The organism is Pantoea sp. Ap-870 (assembly GCF_011752515.1).
Lineage (GTDB): Bacteria > Pseudomonadota > Gammaproteobacteria > Enterobacterales > Enterobacteriaceae > Pantoea > Pantoea dispersa.
This window is the reverse complement of record NZ_VWXG01000003.1, coordinates 107,347-123,734: the sequence shown is the minus strand read 5'-3', so window position 1 is coordinate 123,734 and position 16,388 is coordinate 107,347. Positions and strand designations below refer to the sequence as shown.

Genomic DNA, 16,388 nt, shown 5'->3' with positions numbered 1-16,388 from the left:
CCGCCGCGGGAACTTTCCCTCAGCGGCGCTTTGATGAGCAGTGGCGCTTAGCGTAAATCTGCCATCAGCACTTTCGAACGACGCTGATAGTTGTACATCTGCTTTTTGCTTTCAGGCAGCGACTCAATATCCACCGGCGTGAAGCCGCGCTCCTGGAACCAGTGGATGCTGCGCGTGGTCAGCACGAACAGCTTCTTCAGCCCCATCTGCCGCGCCTGCAGCGCCACGCGCTCCAGCAGCAGCTCGCCGCGTGACGAGCTGCGATAGTCGGGATGCACCGCCACGCAGGCCATCTCGCCGATTTGCTCGTCCGGGAACGGATAGAGCGCTGCGCAGGCGATGGTCATATTGTCGCGCTGAATAATGGTGAATTTGTCGATCTCCATCTCCAGCTGCTCGCGCGAACGGCGCACCAGAATGCCCTGCTGCTCCAGCGGACGAATCAGTTCAAGAATCCCGCCGATGTCGTTGATGTTGGCGCGGCGAATCTGCTCGGCCGACTCCATGACAATCTGCGTACCGATACCGTCACGCGAGAACAGTTCCTGCAGCAGTGCGCCATCTTCCTGATAGCTGATCAGATGGCTGCGGCGCACGCCGCTGCGGCAGGCTTTGACCGCGCCACGCAGGAAGCGCACGGTGCCGGAGAGAAAATCACCGTCGCTCTCCATTTCATCAATACGCGTCTGCGCCTCGTTCGGGAACAGCTCGGAAATGATGGTGCCTTCGCGGTCGGTTACGCCCTGTTCGGAGCAGAAACCGATCATCTTCTCGGCTTTCAGCTTAATCGCCAGCTGCGTCGCCACCTCTTCCGAGGTCAGGTTAAAGCTCTCGCCGGTCACCGAGACCGCTACCGGCCCCAGCAGCACAATGGCATTGTTATCCAGCTGACGATGGATCGCCTCTTCGTCAATGCGGCGGATGCGGCCGCTGTGGCAGTAATCGACGCCGTCATCCACGCCCAGCGGCTGAGCGATGATGAAGTTACCGCTCACCACATTAATATGCGCGCCCTGCAGCGGCGTATTATTCAGGCTCATCGACAGACGCGCCGTAATATCGAGCTGTAAACGCCCGGCCGCCTGCTTCACCAGCTCCAGCGATTGGGCATCAGTCACGCGGGTGTGTTTGTGATAAATCGGCTCCAGCTGCTGCTGCGCGAGGCTGGCATCGATCTGCGGCCGCGCGCCATAAACCACCACCAGGCGAATGCCGAGACTATGCAACAGGCCGATATCGTTAACGATGCTGGAGAAGTTCTCATGCTCGATGGCCTCGCCACCCAGCATGATGACAAACGTCTTGTCACGGTGGGCATTAATATAGGGAACGGTATGGCGAAAACCCTGAACCAGTTCAGTACTGCGTTCCTTCACGGCAAACCCTCTGTGAATGGTTATTCGAAATTTATGTATTTTTATGCTCTTTCGCCGCTTTTTGCAAGCATCGGACCTGACGTTACTTTACGATTTTCCTGATGCAAGCCACGCTAACAGACTGCATTATCTGGTTTTTCCGGCAAGACAAGACATTCCTCATTGAATAAAGTTTTCGCCTTCTGCTCGTCAACTGACGATTTTTTAGACATAACACAGTAGCTGGAGCGGCATGTCCGAAGCTTTTACCCGAAGACGACTTTTACAGGGCGCAGGTGCGCTGTGGTTGCTGAGCGTGACGCGCAGCGGTTTTGCGGCCAGTCAGCACATTGTGGCCGTGCGCATCTGGCCATCCTCGACTTACTCGCGCGTGACGCTGGAATCCAACGTCGCGCTGCACTATAAGCAGTTCACGCTGAGCAATCCCGAACGGCTGGTGATCGATATCCAGAACCTGCATATCAACAGCGCGCTGAAAGGCATTGATAAGCTGGTGCGGGTGGACGATCCCTACATTAAAACCGCGCGCGTCGGTCAGTTCGATCCCACCACGGTGCGCGTGGTGCTGGAGCTGAAGCGCAGCGTGGCACCGAAAACCTTCACCCTCGATCCGGTCGCCGGTATTCGCCACCGGCTGGTGGTCGATCTCTATCCCAGCCAGTCGTCACAGGAAGAGGATCCGCTGCTGGCGTTACTGAAGGATTACAACCAGGGTGAACTGGAGCGCGATCAACCGGCGCAGGCGCCGCTACCGGGTAAAGCCGGGCGCGATCGACCGATTATTATCATGATCGATCCCGGTCACGGCGGGGAAGATCCCGGGGCGCACGGCAAGTACAAAACGCGCGAGAAAGATATCGTGCTGAAGATTGGACGCTATCTGAAAGCGCTGATCGACAAAGAACGTAATATGAAAGCTTACATGACGCGCAACGAAGATGTGTTTATACCGCTGCGCGTACGGGTCGCGAAAGCGCGTAAGCAGCGCGCCGATCTGTTTGTCTCAATTCACGCCGACGCCTTTACCAGCCGGGCGGCGCGCGGCTCTTCGGTCTTCGCGCTCTCCACCAGCGGCGCAACCTCAGCCGCTGCGCGCTTCCTCGCCCAGACGCAGAACGAAGCGGATTTGATCGGCGGGGTCAGCATGAGCGGCGATCGCTATCTCGACCACACCATGTTCGATATGGTGCAGCGGCAGACCATCAGCGACAGTCTGAAGTTTGGCAAAGAAGTGCTGACGCGCATGGGCCACATTAACCACCTGCATAAACGCACGGTGGATCAGGCCGGCTTTGCGGTGCTGAAAGCGCCGGATATTCCGTCGATTCTGGTGGAAACGGCGTTTATCAGTAACGTCGAAGAGGAGCGGAAGCTGCGTACCCCGCGCTATCAGCATCAGGTGGCGGAAGCCATTCTGCACGGTATTAAGGCGTATTTTGACAAAGGCGGCGTGCTGGCACGGCGTTAGGGCAGGGCGGCAGCGATGCCGCTTTTTACCGGGCGCAGAAACAAAAAAACACCCGTCAGGGTGTTGTGATGTTCTTCCGCAGAAGAAGTGGTTGCGGGGGCCGGATTCGAACCGACGACCTTCGGGTTATGAGCCCGACGAGCTACCAGGCTGCTCCACCCCGCGTCCGTCTGTCGCACTGAGCGACTTTGCACATTGTATTCTTCGTTAAGACAATTGGTTGCGGGGGCCGGATTCGAACCGACGACCTTCGGGTTATGAGCCCGACGAGCTACCAGGCTGCTCCACCCCGCGTCCGTCTGTCGCGCTAAGCGACTTGCCACATTGTCTCTTCATCACGAAGAATTGGTTGCGGGGGCCGGATTTGAACCGACGACCTTCGGGTTATGAGCCCGACGAGCTACCAGGCTGCTCCACCCCGCGTCCGTGGATGCGCACTATACACCGGGCGTATGATGATGCAACCCCTTTTTTGCGTTAAAGCGCTAAATAGACAAACAGTTGCTGAATTATTTGGCCATTGGGCGATTTATTATACAGATGTGAGCGCGCTAGCCTGCGGCAGATTTCATTCTGTCTGCCCCTTTGCTATCGTCGCCGTGCAAACAACCAGCTTAAAAAGAGAAGGTAATGAAAGGACATTGGGCGAAGTATGCACTTACTGGCGCATTTCTGGCGCTGTTAGCCGGTTGTAGCTCTAAGCCGACCGATCGCGGTCAGCAATATATTGATGGCAAGCTGGAGCAACCGCTCGGGCTGGTGAATGAGCCGAACGCCAAAGGGCGTCCGGTCAATGGCCGTGATTTCGGCCTGCAGGTGCAGCAGATCCAGTCGGCGTCGTCCGGTCTGTATGGCCGCAACCTCGGCACTTACAGTGCGATTCAGAACTGGCTGCTCTCCGGCGCCGATACGCGTCAGCTGCGCCAGTTCGGCCTGAACGCCTATCAGATGGAAGGCACCGACAGCTACGGCAACGTACAGTTTACCGGTTACTACACACCGGTGGTGGAAGCGCGTTATACCCGTCAGGGCGAATTCCAGTATCCGATTTATCGCATGCCGCCGCGTCCGCGCGGACAGAAGCTGCCAAGCCGCGCTTCTATCTATAGTGGCGCACTGGATGAGCGTTATGTGATTGCCTGGAGCAACTCGCTGATCGACAACTTTATGATGGACGTGCAGGGCAGCGGCTATGTCGATTTCGGCGATGGCCGTCCGCTGCGCTTCTTCGGCTACGGCGGCAAGAACGGCTGGGCTTACCACAGTATTGGCAAAGAGCTGATCGATCGCGGTGAAGTGAAGCGCGAAGACATGTCGATGCAGGCGATTCGGCAGTGGGCGCAGGAGCACTCGCCGCAGGAAGTGCGCAATGTGCTGGAAACCAACCAGTCGTTCGTGTTCTTCAAGCCGGAAGAGTATGTGCCGGTGCGCGGTGCCAGCGCGGTACCGCTGATTGCCAAAGCCTCGGTAGCGTCCGATCGTTCGCTGATTCCCGCCGGCACGGCGCTGCTGGCTGAAGTGCCGCAGCTGAATGAGAAGGGCAAATTCAACGGCAAATATGAGATGCGCCTGATGGTCGCGCTGGACGTGGGCGGCGCGATCAAAGGCCAGCACTTCGATATCTACCAGGGTGTCGGCCCGGATGCGGCGCATCTGGCGGGCTTCTACAACCATTATGGCCGCGTCTGGGTACTGAAAGCCGCGCCGGGAACCGGCCAGCCGCTGTTCAGCAATCCGCAAAACGGCAATAATGGTTCATTGATTATCGGCGCAAATTGATAGGCTGCGCACCCTGGGTTTGTCGGGTGCGCGTCCGCGCATCGTACTAAAAGGTTAGCTATGAAAGTTGTCAGCGACGCCTGGCGCCAGCGATTTGGCGGCACGGCGCGTCTCTACGGGCAGGAAGCACTGCAGCGTTTTGCTGACGCGCATTTCTGCGTCATCGGCATCGGCGGCGTCGGTTCCTGGGCGGCCGAAGCGCTGGCGCGCACCGGCATCGGTAAAATTACCCTGATCGACATGGACGATGTGTGTATTACTAATACCAACCGTCAGATTCATGCGTTGCAGGGGCATGTCGGTCAGGCGAAAACCGAGGTGATGGCGCAGCGTATTCACGCCATCAATCCGGAGTGTGAGGTGATCTGCATCGATGACTTTATCACGCCGGACAATACCGCTGAGCTGATGGCGGCGGGGTTCGACTATGTGATTGACGCGATTGATAGCGTGCGCCCTAAGGCTGCGCTGATCGCCTGGTGCCGGCGCAATAAGATCCCGCTGATCACTACCGGTGGCGCCGGCGGACAGATCGATCCGACGCAGATTCAGGTCAGTGACTTAGCCAAAACCATTCAGGATCCGCTGGCTGCCAAACTGCGCGAGCGGCTGAAAAGTGATTTTGGCGTAGTGAAAAACAGCAAGGGTAAACTGGGGATCGACTGCGTGTTCTCTACCGAAGCCCTGGTATATCCGCAGCCGGACGGCAGCGTATGCGCTTCGCGCAGCACGGCGGAAGGGCCAAAGCGCATGGACTGTGCCGCCGGCTTTGGTGCGGCCACCATGGTGACCGCCACCTTTGGTTTTGTTGCAGTGTCGCACGCGCTGAAAAAATTCCTCGCGCGCGCGGCGCGTCAGTCTGCCTGATGCGCGCGGGCAGCACGCTGTACCGCCTCAGCCAGCGCCTGTAAACCACTGCTGCGCGAGGCGCTCAGCTGCGCGCGCAGCCCTAAGGTATCAAACAGCGCCAGCGGGTCTGTGGCTAACAGCGCTGCGGGCGTTTTTCCTTCCACCGCTGTCAGTAGCACCGCCAGCAATCCGCGCACAATGCGCCCCTCACTGTCGCCGTAAAAATGCAGCGTGCCGTCGGCCCGCTGCTGGCTGCTGAGCCAGACGCGGTTTTCGCAGCCGGAGAGCTCAATGTCCGCCGTTTTCAGCGCTTCCGGCAGCGCCGGCAGCTGGCGGCTGAGCTGAATCAGCTGGCGATAGCGATCTTCCCACTGATGAAAATGGGCAAACTTCTCCGTCAGGCTGGCTTCGGTAATCAGATCACCAAACGGATGGGGGGCAAGCAGGGCTGATGTCATTACGTTACTCACTCAGTAAATCCACGGCATGGTGCATGGCGCGCACCAGCGCGTCCACGTCCTGCAGATTATTATAGGGGGCAAATGAGACGCGCAGCGTGCCGCTGACGCCAAGCGCCGCCATCAGCGGCTGGGCACAGTGCTGGCCGGCGCGCAACGCGATGCCCTGTTCCGCCAGCAGCGTCACGATATCGCTGTGGTGAATACCGGCGATATCAAACGCCAGCAGGCTGGCGCTGCCGCAGCGGAAACTGCGGAAGCCGGGAATAGCGCTGAGTTGCTCTTCGGCAAGGCTGGCCAGCTGCTGGCTCCAGCGTTCGGCTTTTTCCGCATCGTACTGCCCCAGCCAGTCCAGCGCCGCACTCAGCCCGACCACGCCCGCCACGTTCGGCGTGCCTGCTTCAAAGCGCCACGGCACCGGCTGCGGCGTGAAGCCGCTGAAATCGACCTGCGTCAGCATCTTGCCGCCGCCCTGCCACGGCGGCATCGCGTCCAGCAGCTCCGCTTTGCCGTACAGCACACCAGTGCCCATCGGGCCGTACAGCTTGTGCGCGGAAAAGGCGTAGAAGTCGATATCCAGCGCCTGCACATCCGGCGGGCAGTGCACCACGCCCTGCGCGCCATCCACCATCACTTTCGCCCCAACGCCGTGCGCCAGCGTAATCGCCTGCGCCAGATCCGGACAGCCGCCGGTCACGTTAGACATCTGACCTATCGCCAGCAGCCGGGTGCGCGCGTTGAGCAGTTGCGGCAGCAGGGCGATATCCGGCCGCCGGTCAGCGCCAAGCGGCCACTTAATCACTTTCGCACCGCTGGCCTGCGCCACCATCAGCCACGGCACCAGATTGGCGTGGTGCTCGGCTTCGCTCACTACAATCTCGTCGCCCGGCTGCAGGCGCGGCGCCAGCCAGCTGTGCGCCACCAGGTTGATGGCTTCCGTGGTGCCACGCGTCCAGACGATTTGCCGATCGTCCGCCGCCTGCAGCCAGTGCGCCACGCGCGCACGCGCCTGTTCATACTGTGCCGTCAGCGCGCGGGCAGCGGCGAACTGGCTGCGGTGGACGGTGCCGCCGCTCAGCGAATAAAACTGTGCGGTCGCGTCAATCACCGCCTGCGGCTTCAGCGCGGTGGCAGCGCTGTCGAGATAGACACCCGCATCGCTCAGCGCGGGAAACTGCTGACGAAACTCGCCAGGAGAGAAATGGGTCATACTCAGCTCACTTACTTGGATGTTAGGACCAGGCTGAAAGCCACGCCGTGGCCTGGCAAAGCTGGAAAAGCGCGTTATGCTAATTATTGCAAGGTTTGAACCGAAACCCGCATAACGAATCGGTCTGTTCCAGTCGATCGCTCTGTTTGCTGCCACTGGTCAGCGCACGCGGGTGGTTTAATGCAATCAATCTGCAAGGAGATAGAAGATGAATAAACTCGCCGCAGTGCTGGCCGTGTGCACCATGGCCTTTACCCTGGCCGCCTGTTCCAGCAACTACGTCATGCATACTAATGATGGTCGCACCATTGTTGCGGATGGCAAACCAAAAGTTGACGATGAAACCGGTATGATCAGCTATAAAGATGCCAATGGCAACGAGCAGCAGATTAACCGCTCAGATGTGAAAGAGATGGTGGAAATGGGCCAGTAAGCCCGGCTAGCAGGTAAAAAAAAGCACCGCAATTTGCGGTGCTATTTAAAATCACTATGGACAGACAGGGTAAATCTACAGGAATTAAAAGTTTGATCTGCAATCGTCAGATCAAAATGCAAACACAACATCACGACCACAAGCCAAAAGCTCTCTAAAAGTCTGCGATCTCTCGCACGTTTCCAGAAATCTTTTCGTTCCGGCTCAGGAAGTGCGGCAACTATAGGTATTTGCTGGAGCTTCCTCAACGGACAAATTATAATGTCTCGGATTAAAAAATCTAATACGTAACGACTTTGTATAAGTTGCAGTGTTACGCTGTCAATCCGGGTACGGAAAACCATGTCAAAACGCCTTCCGCCGCTTAATGCTCTTCGCGTCTTCGACGCTGCGGCCCGTCATTTGAGCTTCACCAAAGCCGCTGAGGAGCTGTTTGTCACCCAGGCGGCTGTCAGCCATCAGATTAAATCGCTGGAAGATTTTCTCGGTCTCAAGCTGTTTCGCCGGCGCAATCGTTCGCTGTTACTGACCGAAGAGGGTCAAAGCTACTATCTCGATATCAAAGAGATTTTTTCGGCACTGAACGATGCCACGCGCAAACTGCAGGCGCGCAGTGCCAAAGGGGCTCTCACCGTCAGCCTGTTGCCGAGTTTCGCCATTCAGTGGTTGGTTCCGCGCCTCTCCAGCTTTAATCTGGCTTATCCGGGCATTGATGTGCGTATCCAGGCGGTAGACCGTGATGAGGAGAAGCTGGCCGACGATGTCGACGTGGCGATTTTTTACGGCCGCGGCAACTGGCCCGGTTTGCGGGTAGAAAAATTGTATGCCGAATATCTGCTGCCGGTGTGCTCGCCGCTGCTGCTGACCGGCGACAATCCGCTCAAATCACCAGCCGATCTGGCGCATTTCACGCTGCTGCATGACGCCTCGCGCCGTGACTGGCAATCCTATATTCGTCAGCTGGGCTTGCAGCACATTAATGTTCAGCAGGGGCCGATCTTCAGCCACAGCGCCATGGTGCTGCAGGCGGCGATCCACGGCCAGGGCGTGGCGCTGGCCAATAACGTGATGGCGCAGAGTGAAATTGAGGCCGGACGGCTGGTCTGTCCTTTCAACGATGTCTTAGTGAGTAAAAATGCTTTTTATCTGGTTTGTCATGACAGCCAGGCAGAACTGGGTAAAATAGCCGCCTTTCGGCAGTGGATTCTGGAAAAAGCCGCAACTGAACAAGAAAAATTCCGCTTCCGCTACGATCACTAACGCGTTGCCTGCCGCACAGTGATGTGCGGTTTCACCATGAGGATAAATGAATGTCCAGTCGTGCCATGTTTATATTTGCCGCCATCAGCGGCTTTCTGCTGGTGGCGTTTGGTGCTTTTGGGGCGCACGTGCTGAGCAAAGCGCTCGGCGCGGCCGAGATGGCGTGGATCCATACCGGCCTTGAATATCAGGCGTATCATACGCTGGCGATTATCGGTATTGGCGCAGCGATGCTGCGTCGCGCCAATATCTGGTTTTACTGGAGTAGCGCCGCGATGGCGCTGGGTATCGTCCTGTTCAGCGGCAGCCTGTATTGTCTGGCGCTGTCGCACCTGAAGTTTTGGGTGTTTGTTACGCCGGTTGGAGGCCTGTGCTTCCTGATTGGCTGGTTTTTGATGTTGATTGGCGCGCTGCGTCTGAAACGAAAGGCAGATCGCCATGAATAAAGTTTTACTCTATTGCCGTCCGGGATTTGAGAAAGAGTGTGCGGCAGAAATCAGTGCCAAAGCAGCGGAACGCGAAATCTACGGTTTTCCGCGCGTTAAAGATGACGCCGGTTACGTGCTGTTTGAGTGCTATCAGCCGGAAGAGGCGGAAAAACTGATCGCCACGCTGCCGTTCGCGGAGCTGATTTTTGCCCGGCAAATGCTGGTGGTGGGCGAGCTGCTGCGCGATCTCCCGCCAGAAGATCGTATTACCCCGATCGTCGGTATGCTGAGCGGCGTAGTGGAGAAGGGCGGCGAGCTGCGCGTTGAAGTGCCCGACACCAATGAAGCCAAAGAGCTGACCAAATTTTGCCGCAAGCTGACGGTACCGCTGCGCGCCAGCCTGCGCGACAGCAAAATCCTGCTGAATTATGAGAGCAATAAACGTCCGGTGGTGCATGTGTTCTTTATCGCGCCGGGCACCTGCTATGTTGGTTATTCGCTGCCGCACAACAACTCGCCGTTTTACATGGGCATTCCGCGCCTGAAGTTCCCGGCCGATGCGCCAAGCCGCTCTACGCTGAAGCTGGAAGAAGCATTCCATGTGTTCGTGCCGGCCGATGAGTGGGATGAACGGTTGGGCAGCGGCATGTATGCGGTCGATCTCGGTGCCTGCCCCGGCGGCTGGACCTATCAGCTGGTGAAGCGCAGCATGTGGGTCTACGCGGTGGATAACGGCCCGATGGCACCAAGCCTGATGGATACCGGACAGGTTACGCACTGCCGCGAAGACGGGTTCAAATTCCGCCCGCCGCGCAGCAACATCAGCTGGCTGGTGTGCGACATGGTGGAAAAACCGGTGCGCGTCGCCAGCCTGATGACCGAATGGCTGGTCAACGGCTGGTGCCGTGAGGCGATCTTCAACCTCAAGCTGCCAATGAAAAAGCGCTATGAAGAAGTTACGCAGAACCTGGCAATGATGGACGCGGCGCTGAAGGAGAAGGGCGTAAACGCGCAGATCCAGGCGCGCCAGCTGTATCACGACCGCGAAGAAGTGACCGTGCATGTGCGCCGGATTTGGGCGGCAGTCGGCGGACGGCGCGACGAACGCTAGTTCTGCTTCATACTTTGCGCTATCGCGGCGCTGGCTGCGCCTGCTTCATACTTTGCACTACCGCGGCGTTGGCTGCACCTGCTCGCCCCGGTCACATACTAATGTATGCTCCCGGGGACTCTCAGGCTTGCCGCCTTGCGCTAGCACAAATTATTTCGCAGAACTTAGTTGCACTCATCCGTAGCGGCGCGATTCATCGCGCAATGAGCGGGATTGAAACTTTCCTGAACAGCTCGGGCTTGTCGTCCTGCGCTTGCACAAATTATTTCGCAGAACTTAGTTGCACTAATCCGTAGCGGCGCGATTTATCGCGCAATGAGCGGGATTGAAACTTCCCTGAACAGCTCGGGCTTGTCGTCCTGCGCTTGCACAAATTATTTCGCAGAAATTAGCTGCACTAGCCCGTAGCGGCGCGATTCATCGCGCAATGAGTAGGGTTGAAACTTCCCGGAGCAGCTCAGGCTTGCCGTGCTGCTGTAGGGTCGCCATTCATGGCGACCTCAATGACGCGCCGGACCCTGATACCGCAGCGTATTTAAATTCCCCTGCAACACCAAATCCCGCTTCAGCGTTGACACCTGTCGGCACACTTCCGCGGTCGCGCGGTGATCGCGTAACTTCTTCTGCCACTTCTCAGGTACCTGATCCAGCTGCTGATACAGGGCCTCAAGCGAACCAAACTGCAGCAGCAGTTCCCGTGCGCTTTTCGGTCCGATGCCGGGCACGCCTGGAATTTTGCTGCTGCTGATACCGCATAAGCCCCAGTAATCCGCCAGCTGGGCCGGCGCGACGCCGAACTCCTGTTCGATAAACGGCACGTCCAGCCAGCGCTTCTGAAAATAATCGCGGATGCGGATGCTCGGCGCCAGCAGCTGGCAGTAACCTTTATCGGTAGAAACGATGGTGGCCTGATGACCGGCGTCGGCCATCTTCACTGCCAGCGTCGCGGCCAGATCGTCCGCTTCATCCTGTTCGGCAACCCAGCAACTGACACCGCTGGCCTCAAAGGCCGCCTGCAGCGAGGCCATCTCCTGCTGTAAATCGTCCGGCATCGGCGGGCGACCCGCTTTGTAGTCCGGCAATAACTGATGACGCCAGCCAGGCTGTCGGTCATGGCTGTCAAACACCGCCACCACGTGCGTTGGCCGCGTGTGACCCAGCAGCTGATGCAGCGCCGCCACGCAGGCCTCACGACAGGGCGAACCCTGCACCGCGTGCAGGCGGCGGATCAGATTGAGCGCGTCGATAATAAGCAGATGAAGCGACATAGTGATACCGGCAGCCCGCAGGCTGCCTTCCTGATGGGTTATTTGATGATTTCGTAGCAGGGGATGTAAGCGCTGCCGGGCAGTTTCATGCGCTGCTGCGCGACGAAGCCCTGCAGCAGTTCGTCCATGCGGTGCATCAGATCGGCATCGCCTTGCAGCTGATACGGACCTTTTTCCCGGATTTCGCGGATCCCCATCTCTTTGACGTTACCGGCCACGATGCCCGAGAAGGCACGCCGCAGATCCGCCGCCAGTTTTTCCGCTGGCTGATTCGGGAACAGCTTGAGGTTGGCCATATTTTCGTGGGTTGGCAGGAACGGCACCTGCAGATCCGGCGCAATGCGAATCGACCAGTTGAAGCTGTAGGCATCGCCGGTTTCGCGGCGGTACTCTTTCACCTGCGGCATGGCTTTCTTCATCAGACGCGCCACTTCCGCAGCATCATCAATGATGATTTTGTAATGCCGGCGTGCGGCTTCACCCAGCGTATTAACGATGAAATCATCCAGCACGCGGAAGTAATCGGCGCTCTCTTTCGGCCCGGTGAGGATCAGCGGCAGCACCTGATCGCTGTTCTGCGGATTCATCAGAATGCCCAGCAGATACAACAGCTCTTCTGCCGTACCCACGCCGCCCGGGAAGATCACGATGCCGTGCGCGATGCGCACAAAGGCTTCCAGACGCTTTTCAATATCCGGCATGATGATCAGTTCATTCACCAGCGGGTTAGGTGGCTCCGCAGCGATGATCGACGGTTCAGTCAGGCCGATAAACCGGCTGTCGTGATAGCGCTGCTGCGCATGGCCTACCGCTGCCCCTTTCATCGGCGCTTCCATCACGCCCGGACCACAGCCGGTACAGATGTTCAGTTCGCGCAGGCCCATCTGCGTCCCGACATTGCGGCAATATTGATATTCGACCGCGTTGATGGAGTGACCGCCCCAGCACACCACGGTGTTGGGATATTCGCCCACGTGCAGCGCGCGCGCGTTGCGCAGAATAGAGAACACCTGATTGGTGATGTGCGCGGAGTCGGTGACGTCCTGATTTTGCAAACGATCCGCCGCTGAGAGCTGGCCGTTAACAAACAGTATGTCGCGCAGTACGGCAAACAGGTTCGCCTGCAGCGAACGGATAATCCGGCCGTCAACAAACGCCTCTTCCGGCGGGTTGATCAGCTCCAGTTTCACGCCGCGCTCGCGGCGCAGCACGTTGATGTCAAAGTTTTCAAAGCGGGAAAGCAATTCGTGGCTACTGTCGGTCTGGCTGCCGGAGTTGAGTACCGCCAGCGAGCAGTTGCGAAACAGCTGGTAGAGATCGCTGCTGGCAGTGCGCTTCAGCATGTCGACTTCCAGCTGGGAGAGCAGATCCATTGAGCCAAGCGGACTGATATGTGTAATCAAGAGAACTCCTTTACACGCAAATGCGTGACTGATGACGCTGCGCTTAACCCGTTGAGCGCAGTGACGAAAATCCTTCGGTAAGCACGCTGTCGCCCTCGCGCCTGTACCAGAGTACCGTTGTCGGCCGCGAATGCTCAAGTGGAACCGCGCTTCCGTGCGGCGGCCTGCGAGACATCTCGCAATCTGTTACTGGCGCACCAGGCGGGAGTAGCCCGGCGTGAAGGGTACATTGCTGCGCCACGGATTGATATCCAGCCCGCCGCGCCGCGTGTAGCGCGCATAGACGGTTAATGCTGCTGGCTGACAAAAGCGTTGTATATCGTTAAAAATGCGCTCGACGCACTGCTCGTGAAACTCATTGTGCTGGCGGAACGAAATCAGATAGCGCAGCAGCGCTTCGCGATCGATACGCGGGCCCTGATAGCGAATCATCACCGAGCCCCAGTCCGGCTGATTGGTGATCAGACAGTTCGATTTCAGCAGATGGCTGACCAGCGTCTCTTCAACCACTTCGCTGCCCGTTGCGCTGGCGAGGTAATCAGCGTTAAAGCCGTAATCGCTGATGGTGATATCCTGCTCGTCGATGACATCGCCAGCGAAGTGCCCGATCGGCTGACCTTCCACTTCGCTCAGGCGAAACAGCGCCACGCTGACCTTGCCGTTAGCGCAGGCGCTGAGATCGCGCTCCAGCGTTTGCCGCACGGCGCCCCAGTCGGCGAAAATCGTCTGGTTAAAGCTGTTAAGATAGAGTTTGAAGCTTTTGGACTCGATCAGATTCACGCTGTCGGCGCTTAGCACCACTTCGCCGACCGCGACCTGCGGCACGCCTTTGCTGTTAAGCCAGGAGAGTTCATACAGCGTCCAGATATCTGCGCCGTGGAACGGCAGGTTATCGGGATAAAGCCCGAGCGGCTCGCGATTCAGGCTGCGCGGCACCGCCTGCAGCAGCGTGTTATCGTAGCGATCAACATACGCGGTGGGCTTACCCAAAGTCAGGCCGCTCAGCGCCGTATCCCGGTTTTCAGAAGACATAACGGTTACCACTAAAATCCATCAAAGGGAGTCAGTGTAACCGATCACCAGCGAGAAGATGAATGATGCAGCAAACCGCAGAGGCCCTGCGCGATTTTACCGCCCGTTATGTAGCGCACTGGCAGCAGCAGCACGGCCATTTTCCCGCCAGCGCAGAGCTGTACGGCGTGCCGTCGCCCTGCATCATCAGTGAACTGGATGAGCGCGTCCTGTGGCAGCCGCAGGACTTTACCCTGCCAGCCTCGCTGGCAGCCGTTGAGCGCGCGCTGGATATTCAGCTGCAGCCGGACCTCACCACGTTCTATACCACGCAATTTGCCGGCGACATGCATGCGCAGTTTGCGCAGCAGCCGCTGACGCTGCTGCAGGTGTGGAGCGAGGACGATTTTACCCGCCTGCAGGAGAACCTGATTGGTCATCTGGTGATGAAGCGCCGTCTGAAACAGAGCCCGACGTTGTTTATCGCCACGACAGATTCGGAGCAGGATGTTATCGCGGTGTGTAATCTGACCGGTGAGGTGATTGTGGAGCAGCCGGGAACGAAAAAACGGCAGAAACTGGCGGTGGATATTCAGACATTTCTTAATGCTTTACAACCGGTTAGTTCGTGAGTTGCAGACTTTTCTCGCAGCCTTTGTAAGAGATCTCTCACAACTGTTGTGCGAGATCGCCAGAACATTGCGCAGACTTCCGGAAGTCCGCAATGTAAAAATATTGTGAATCATGCAGTTATGGCATCAATCCGAAAATACAGACATGGCTTAATCGTTTAACAGCGCTTACTGACTTGTTATTGCGATGGTTTCTGCCAGAATAGTCACCACTGGCAGGAAGCCACGGATTGAGAGACGTTCAGGAGAATGTCAGCCAGGCGGCAGGAACGTAACGGAGTTTACGTCACAGGGAAGGCTTCAGGATGAAGCGGGACACTCCGGAGTGAGTAAAGGACACCTCCAGGATGGAGAATGAGAGCCACGCGGGATGTGGCGGGCCAGGATGCTAAGGACCAATGTCACGATGACAGGCGACGGAAAGCGCAGGAACAGTTGTCAAGGATGAGCAGGGAGCACAGCGGTGGCGGGAATGCTGCAAACGAACCGGGAGCACTGTAATCACAGTGCTCCCTTTTTTTATGCCGTTTTTGCGCGCGCACCCACTAATGATATGCTTGCCGCCCCTTTTTGACGCGGAGGTAGCGTATGTCGACGCACCTGATTATTCAGCGGCTGCAGCAGGTCGAAGCGGTGATGCGCGAACACGGCCACTGGCAGACGCACGCCCCGGCGGCGGAAGCCTTTAATAGCACGCAACCTTTCTGTCTCGATACCCTGCAGCCGCTCGAATGGCTGCAGTGGGTCCTGCTGCCGCGCATGCAGGCGCTGCTTGACGCCGGCGCCGCGCTGCCGCAAAACTTCGCCGTTACACCTTATTATGAGATGGCCCTGCCGCCCACCACGCCGGGCCATGCAGCGCTGCTGCTGACGCTCAGCCAGCTTGATGCGCTGTTTGCGCCGCCGGACGCCTGATGCTGGAGATCATTTATCAGGATGCATGGCTGGTTGCGGTAAATAAACCGGCGGGCTGGCTGGTGCACCGCAGCTGGCTCGATCGCAAAGAGAAAGTGGTGGTGATGCAGACGGTGCGCGATCAGATTGGTCAGCACGTATTTACCGCGCATCGCCTCGATCGTCCCACGTCTGGCGTGCTGCTAATGGGGCTCTCCAGCGAAATCGGGCGGCTGCTGGCGCAGCAGTTTGAGCAGCATCAGATTCAGAAAACCTATCACGCAGTGGTGCGCGGCTGGCTGGACGGTAGCGCAACGCTGGATTATCCGCTGGTAGAAGAGCTGGATAAAATTGCGGACAAGTTTGTCACGGAACCGCGCGCGCCACAGCCGGCGGTCACCGATTATCGCGCGCTGGCGCAGGCAGAACTGCCGGTGGCCATCGGCAAGTACCTCAGCGCACGTTATACGCTGGTTGAGCTGTCGCCGCACACCGGGCGCAAGCATCAGCTGCGGCGCCATATGGCACACCTGCGTCATCCGATTATTGGTGACAGCTCGCACGGCGATCTGCGGCAGAACCGCGGTGCCGCAGCCCACTTTGGCATGGATCGCCTGATGCTGCACGCCAGTGCGCTGACGCTAACGCATCCGGTGACTGGCGAACCGCTGGTGATTCGCGCCGGGCTGGATCGCGTCTGGCAGCAGATGCTGCAATCGTTTGGCTGGCAGCAGCAACTGCCCGAGGTGCCGAGGGTTGAGTTTGCCGCTGAGGCAGTCCAGGATAAGCCGACAGAATAAAGGAGCGG

The 16,388-nt window shown here is 58.1% G+C and carries 16 protein-coding genes and 3 tRNA genes; 10 read left to right on the top strand and 9 right to left on the bottom strand.

Annotated features, from left to right (window positions below; all coding sequences use genetic code 11):
• Positions 1 to 47 precede the first annotated feature (47 nt).
• The gene (gene argA / locus F3J41_RS09820) at positions 48 to 1,376 is read right to left on the bottom strand and encodes an amino-acid N-acetyltransferase (RefSeq protein ID WP_021506712.1); all 1,329 of its coding nucleotides are present in this window, start codon (positions 1,374 to 1,376) and stop codon (positions 48 to 50) included.
• Positions 1,377 to 1,608: 232 nt separating this feature from the next.
• Between argA and amiC the strand changes: the two genes are divergently transcribed.
• Positions 1,609 to 2,844, top strand: a complete 1,236-nt coding sequence (gene amiC / locus F3J41_RS09815; RefSeq protein ID WP_031279511.1) for an N-acetylmuramoyl-L-alanine amidase AmiC — start codon at positions 1,609 to 1,611, stop codon at positions 2,842 to 2,844.
• An 88-nt stretch (positions 2,845 to 2,932) separates the two neighbouring features.
• Here the strand turns inward: amiC and F3J41_RS09810 are convergent.
• The 3 genes from F3J41_RS09810 to F3J41_RS09800 all read right to left on the bottom strand — a co-directional run bounded on the left by F3J41_RS09810 (position 2,933) and on the right by F3J41_RS09800 (position 3,267).
• A tRNA-Met gene (locus tag F3J41_RS09810) sits at positions 2,933 to 3,009 on the bottom strand.
• Between the two features lie 52 nt (positions 3,010 to 3,061).
• A tRNA-Met gene (locus F3J41_RS09805) sits at positions 3,062 to 3,138 on the bottom strand.
• A gap of 52 nt (positions 3,139 to 3,190) precedes the next feature.
• Positions 3,191 to 3,267: transfer RNA gene (locus tag F3J41_RS09800), tRNA-Met, on the bottom strand.
• Between the two features lie 207 nt (positions 3,268 to 3,474).
• Here F3J41_RS09800 and mltA point away from each other — a divergent pair.
• Positions 3,475 to 4,623: a murein transglycosylase A gene (gene mltA, locus F3J41_RS09795; protein ID WP_021507388.1), complete on the top strand. Its 1,149-nt coding sequence runs from the start codon at positions 3,475 to 3,477 to the stop codon at positions 4,621 to 4,623.
• Positions 4,624 to 4,683: 60 nt separating this feature from the next.
• Complete coding sequence (tcdA, locus tag F3J41_RS09790; RefSeq protein WP_021507387.1) at positions 4,684 to 5,490, top strand: tRNA cyclic N6-threonylcarbamoyladenosine(37) synthase TcdA; 807 nt, start codon at positions 4,684 to 4,686, stop codon at positions 5,488 to 5,490.
• Here the strand turns inward: tcdA and csdE are convergent.
• Complete coding sequence (csdE, locus tag F3J41_RS09785; protein ID WP_058771612.1) at positions 5,478 to 5,930, bottom strand: cysteine desulfurase sulfur acceptor subunit CsdE; 453 nt, start codon at positions 5,928 to 5,930, stop codon at positions 5,478 to 5,480. The genes tcdA and csdE overlap by 13 nt on opposite strands.
• A gap of 4 nt (positions 5,931 to 5,934) precedes the next feature.
• The gene (gene csdA, locus F3J41_RS09780) at positions 5,935 to 7,140 is read right to left on the bottom strand and encodes a cysteine desulfurase CsdA (protein ID WP_104093651.1); all 1,206 of its coding nucleotides are present in this window, start codon (positions 7,138 to 7,140) and stop codon (positions 5,935 to 5,937) included.
• 208 nt (positions 7,141 to 7,348) lie between these two features.
• Between csdA and F3J41_RS09775 the strand changes: the two genes are divergently transcribed.
• From F3J41_RS09775 to rlmM, 4 genes are all read left to right on the top strand, one after another.
• Entirely contained in the window at positions 7,349 to 7,573 is a 225-nt protein-coding gene (locus tag F3J41_RS09775; protein ID WP_010616412.1) for a YgdI/YgdR family lipoprotein, read from the top strand.
• 342 nt (positions 7,574 to 7,915) lie between these two features.
• The gene (locus tag F3J41_RS09770) at positions 7,916 to 8,833 is read left to right on the top strand and encodes a transcriptional regulator GcvA (RefSeq protein WP_010616414.1); all 918 of its coding nucleotides are present in this window, start codon (positions 7,916 to 7,918) and stop codon (positions 8,831 to 8,833) included.
• Positions 8,834 to 8,883: 50 nt separating this feature from the next.
• Entirely contained in the window at positions 8,884 to 9,279 is a 396-nt protein-coding gene (locus tag F3J41_RS09765; protein ID WP_021507384.1) for a DUF423 domain-containing protein, read from the top strand.
• Complete coding sequence (gene rlmM / locus F3J41_RS09760) at positions 9,272 to 10,372, top strand: 23S rRNA (cytidine(2498)-2'-O)-methyltransferase RlmM (RefSeq protein ID WP_021507383.1); 1,101 nt, start codon at positions 9,272 to 9,274, stop codon at positions 10,370 to 10,372. The genes F3J41_RS09765 and rlmM overlap by 8 nt, the downstream gene beginning before the upstream one ends.
• A 500-nt stretch (positions 10,373 to 10,872) precedes the next feature.
• Here the strand turns inward: rlmM and xni are convergent, their stop codons facing one another.
• The 3 genes from xni to queF form a co-directional block, all read right to left on the bottom strand.
• Positions 10,873 to 11,640, bottom strand: a complete 768-nt coding sequence (gene xni / locus F3J41_RS09755; RefSeq protein WP_058780277.1) for a flap endonuclease Xni — start codon at positions 11,638 to 11,640, stop codon at positions 10,873 to 10,875.
• Positions 11,641 to 11,678: 38 nt separating this feature from the next.
• Positions 11,679 to 13,043 (bottom strand): nucleotide 5'-monophosphate nucleosidase PpnN, encoded by a 1,365-nt coding sequence (gene ppnN / locus F3J41_RS09750; protein WP_021507381.1) that lies wholly within the window; start codon positions 13,041 to 13,043, stop codon positions 11,679 to 11,681.
• Positions 13,044 to 13,229: 186 nt separating this feature from the next.
• Positions 13,230 to 14,075, bottom strand: coding sequence for an NADPH-dependent 7-cyano-7-deazaguanine reductase QueF (gene queF, locus F3J41_RS09745; RefSeq protein ID WP_021507380.1), 846 nt, complete (start codon positions 14,073 to 14,075; stop codon positions 13,230 to 13,232).
• A 62-nt stretch (positions 14,076 to 14,137) separates the two neighbouring features.
• Here queF and syd point away from each other — a divergent pair, with 62 nt between their 5' ends.
• The 3 genes from syd (at position 14,138) to truC (ending at position 16,380) form a co-directional block, all read left to right on the top strand.
• Positions 14,138 to 14,686, top strand: coding sequence for a SecY-interacting protein (syd, locus tag F3J41_RS09740; RefSeq protein ID WP_059010890.1), 549 nt, complete (start codon positions 14,138 to 14,140; stop codon positions 14,684 to 14,686).
• 588 nt (positions 14,687 to 15,274) lie between these two features.
• The gene (locus F3J41_RS09735) at positions 15,275 to 15,601 is read left to right on the top strand and encodes a YqcC family protein (RefSeq protein ID WP_058771608.1); all 327 of its coding nucleotides are present in this window, start codon (positions 15,275 to 15,277) and stop codon (positions 15,599 to 15,601) included.
• Complete coding sequence (gene truC / locus F3J41_RS09730) at positions 15,601 to 16,380, top strand: tRNA pseudouridine(65) synthase TruC (RefSeq protein WP_058780276.1); 780 nt, start codon at positions 15,601 to 15,603, stop codon at positions 16,378 to 16,380. The genes F3J41_RS09735 and truC overlap by 1 nt, the downstream gene beginning before the upstream one ends.
• Positions 16,381 to 16,388: the final 8 nt, after the last annotated feature.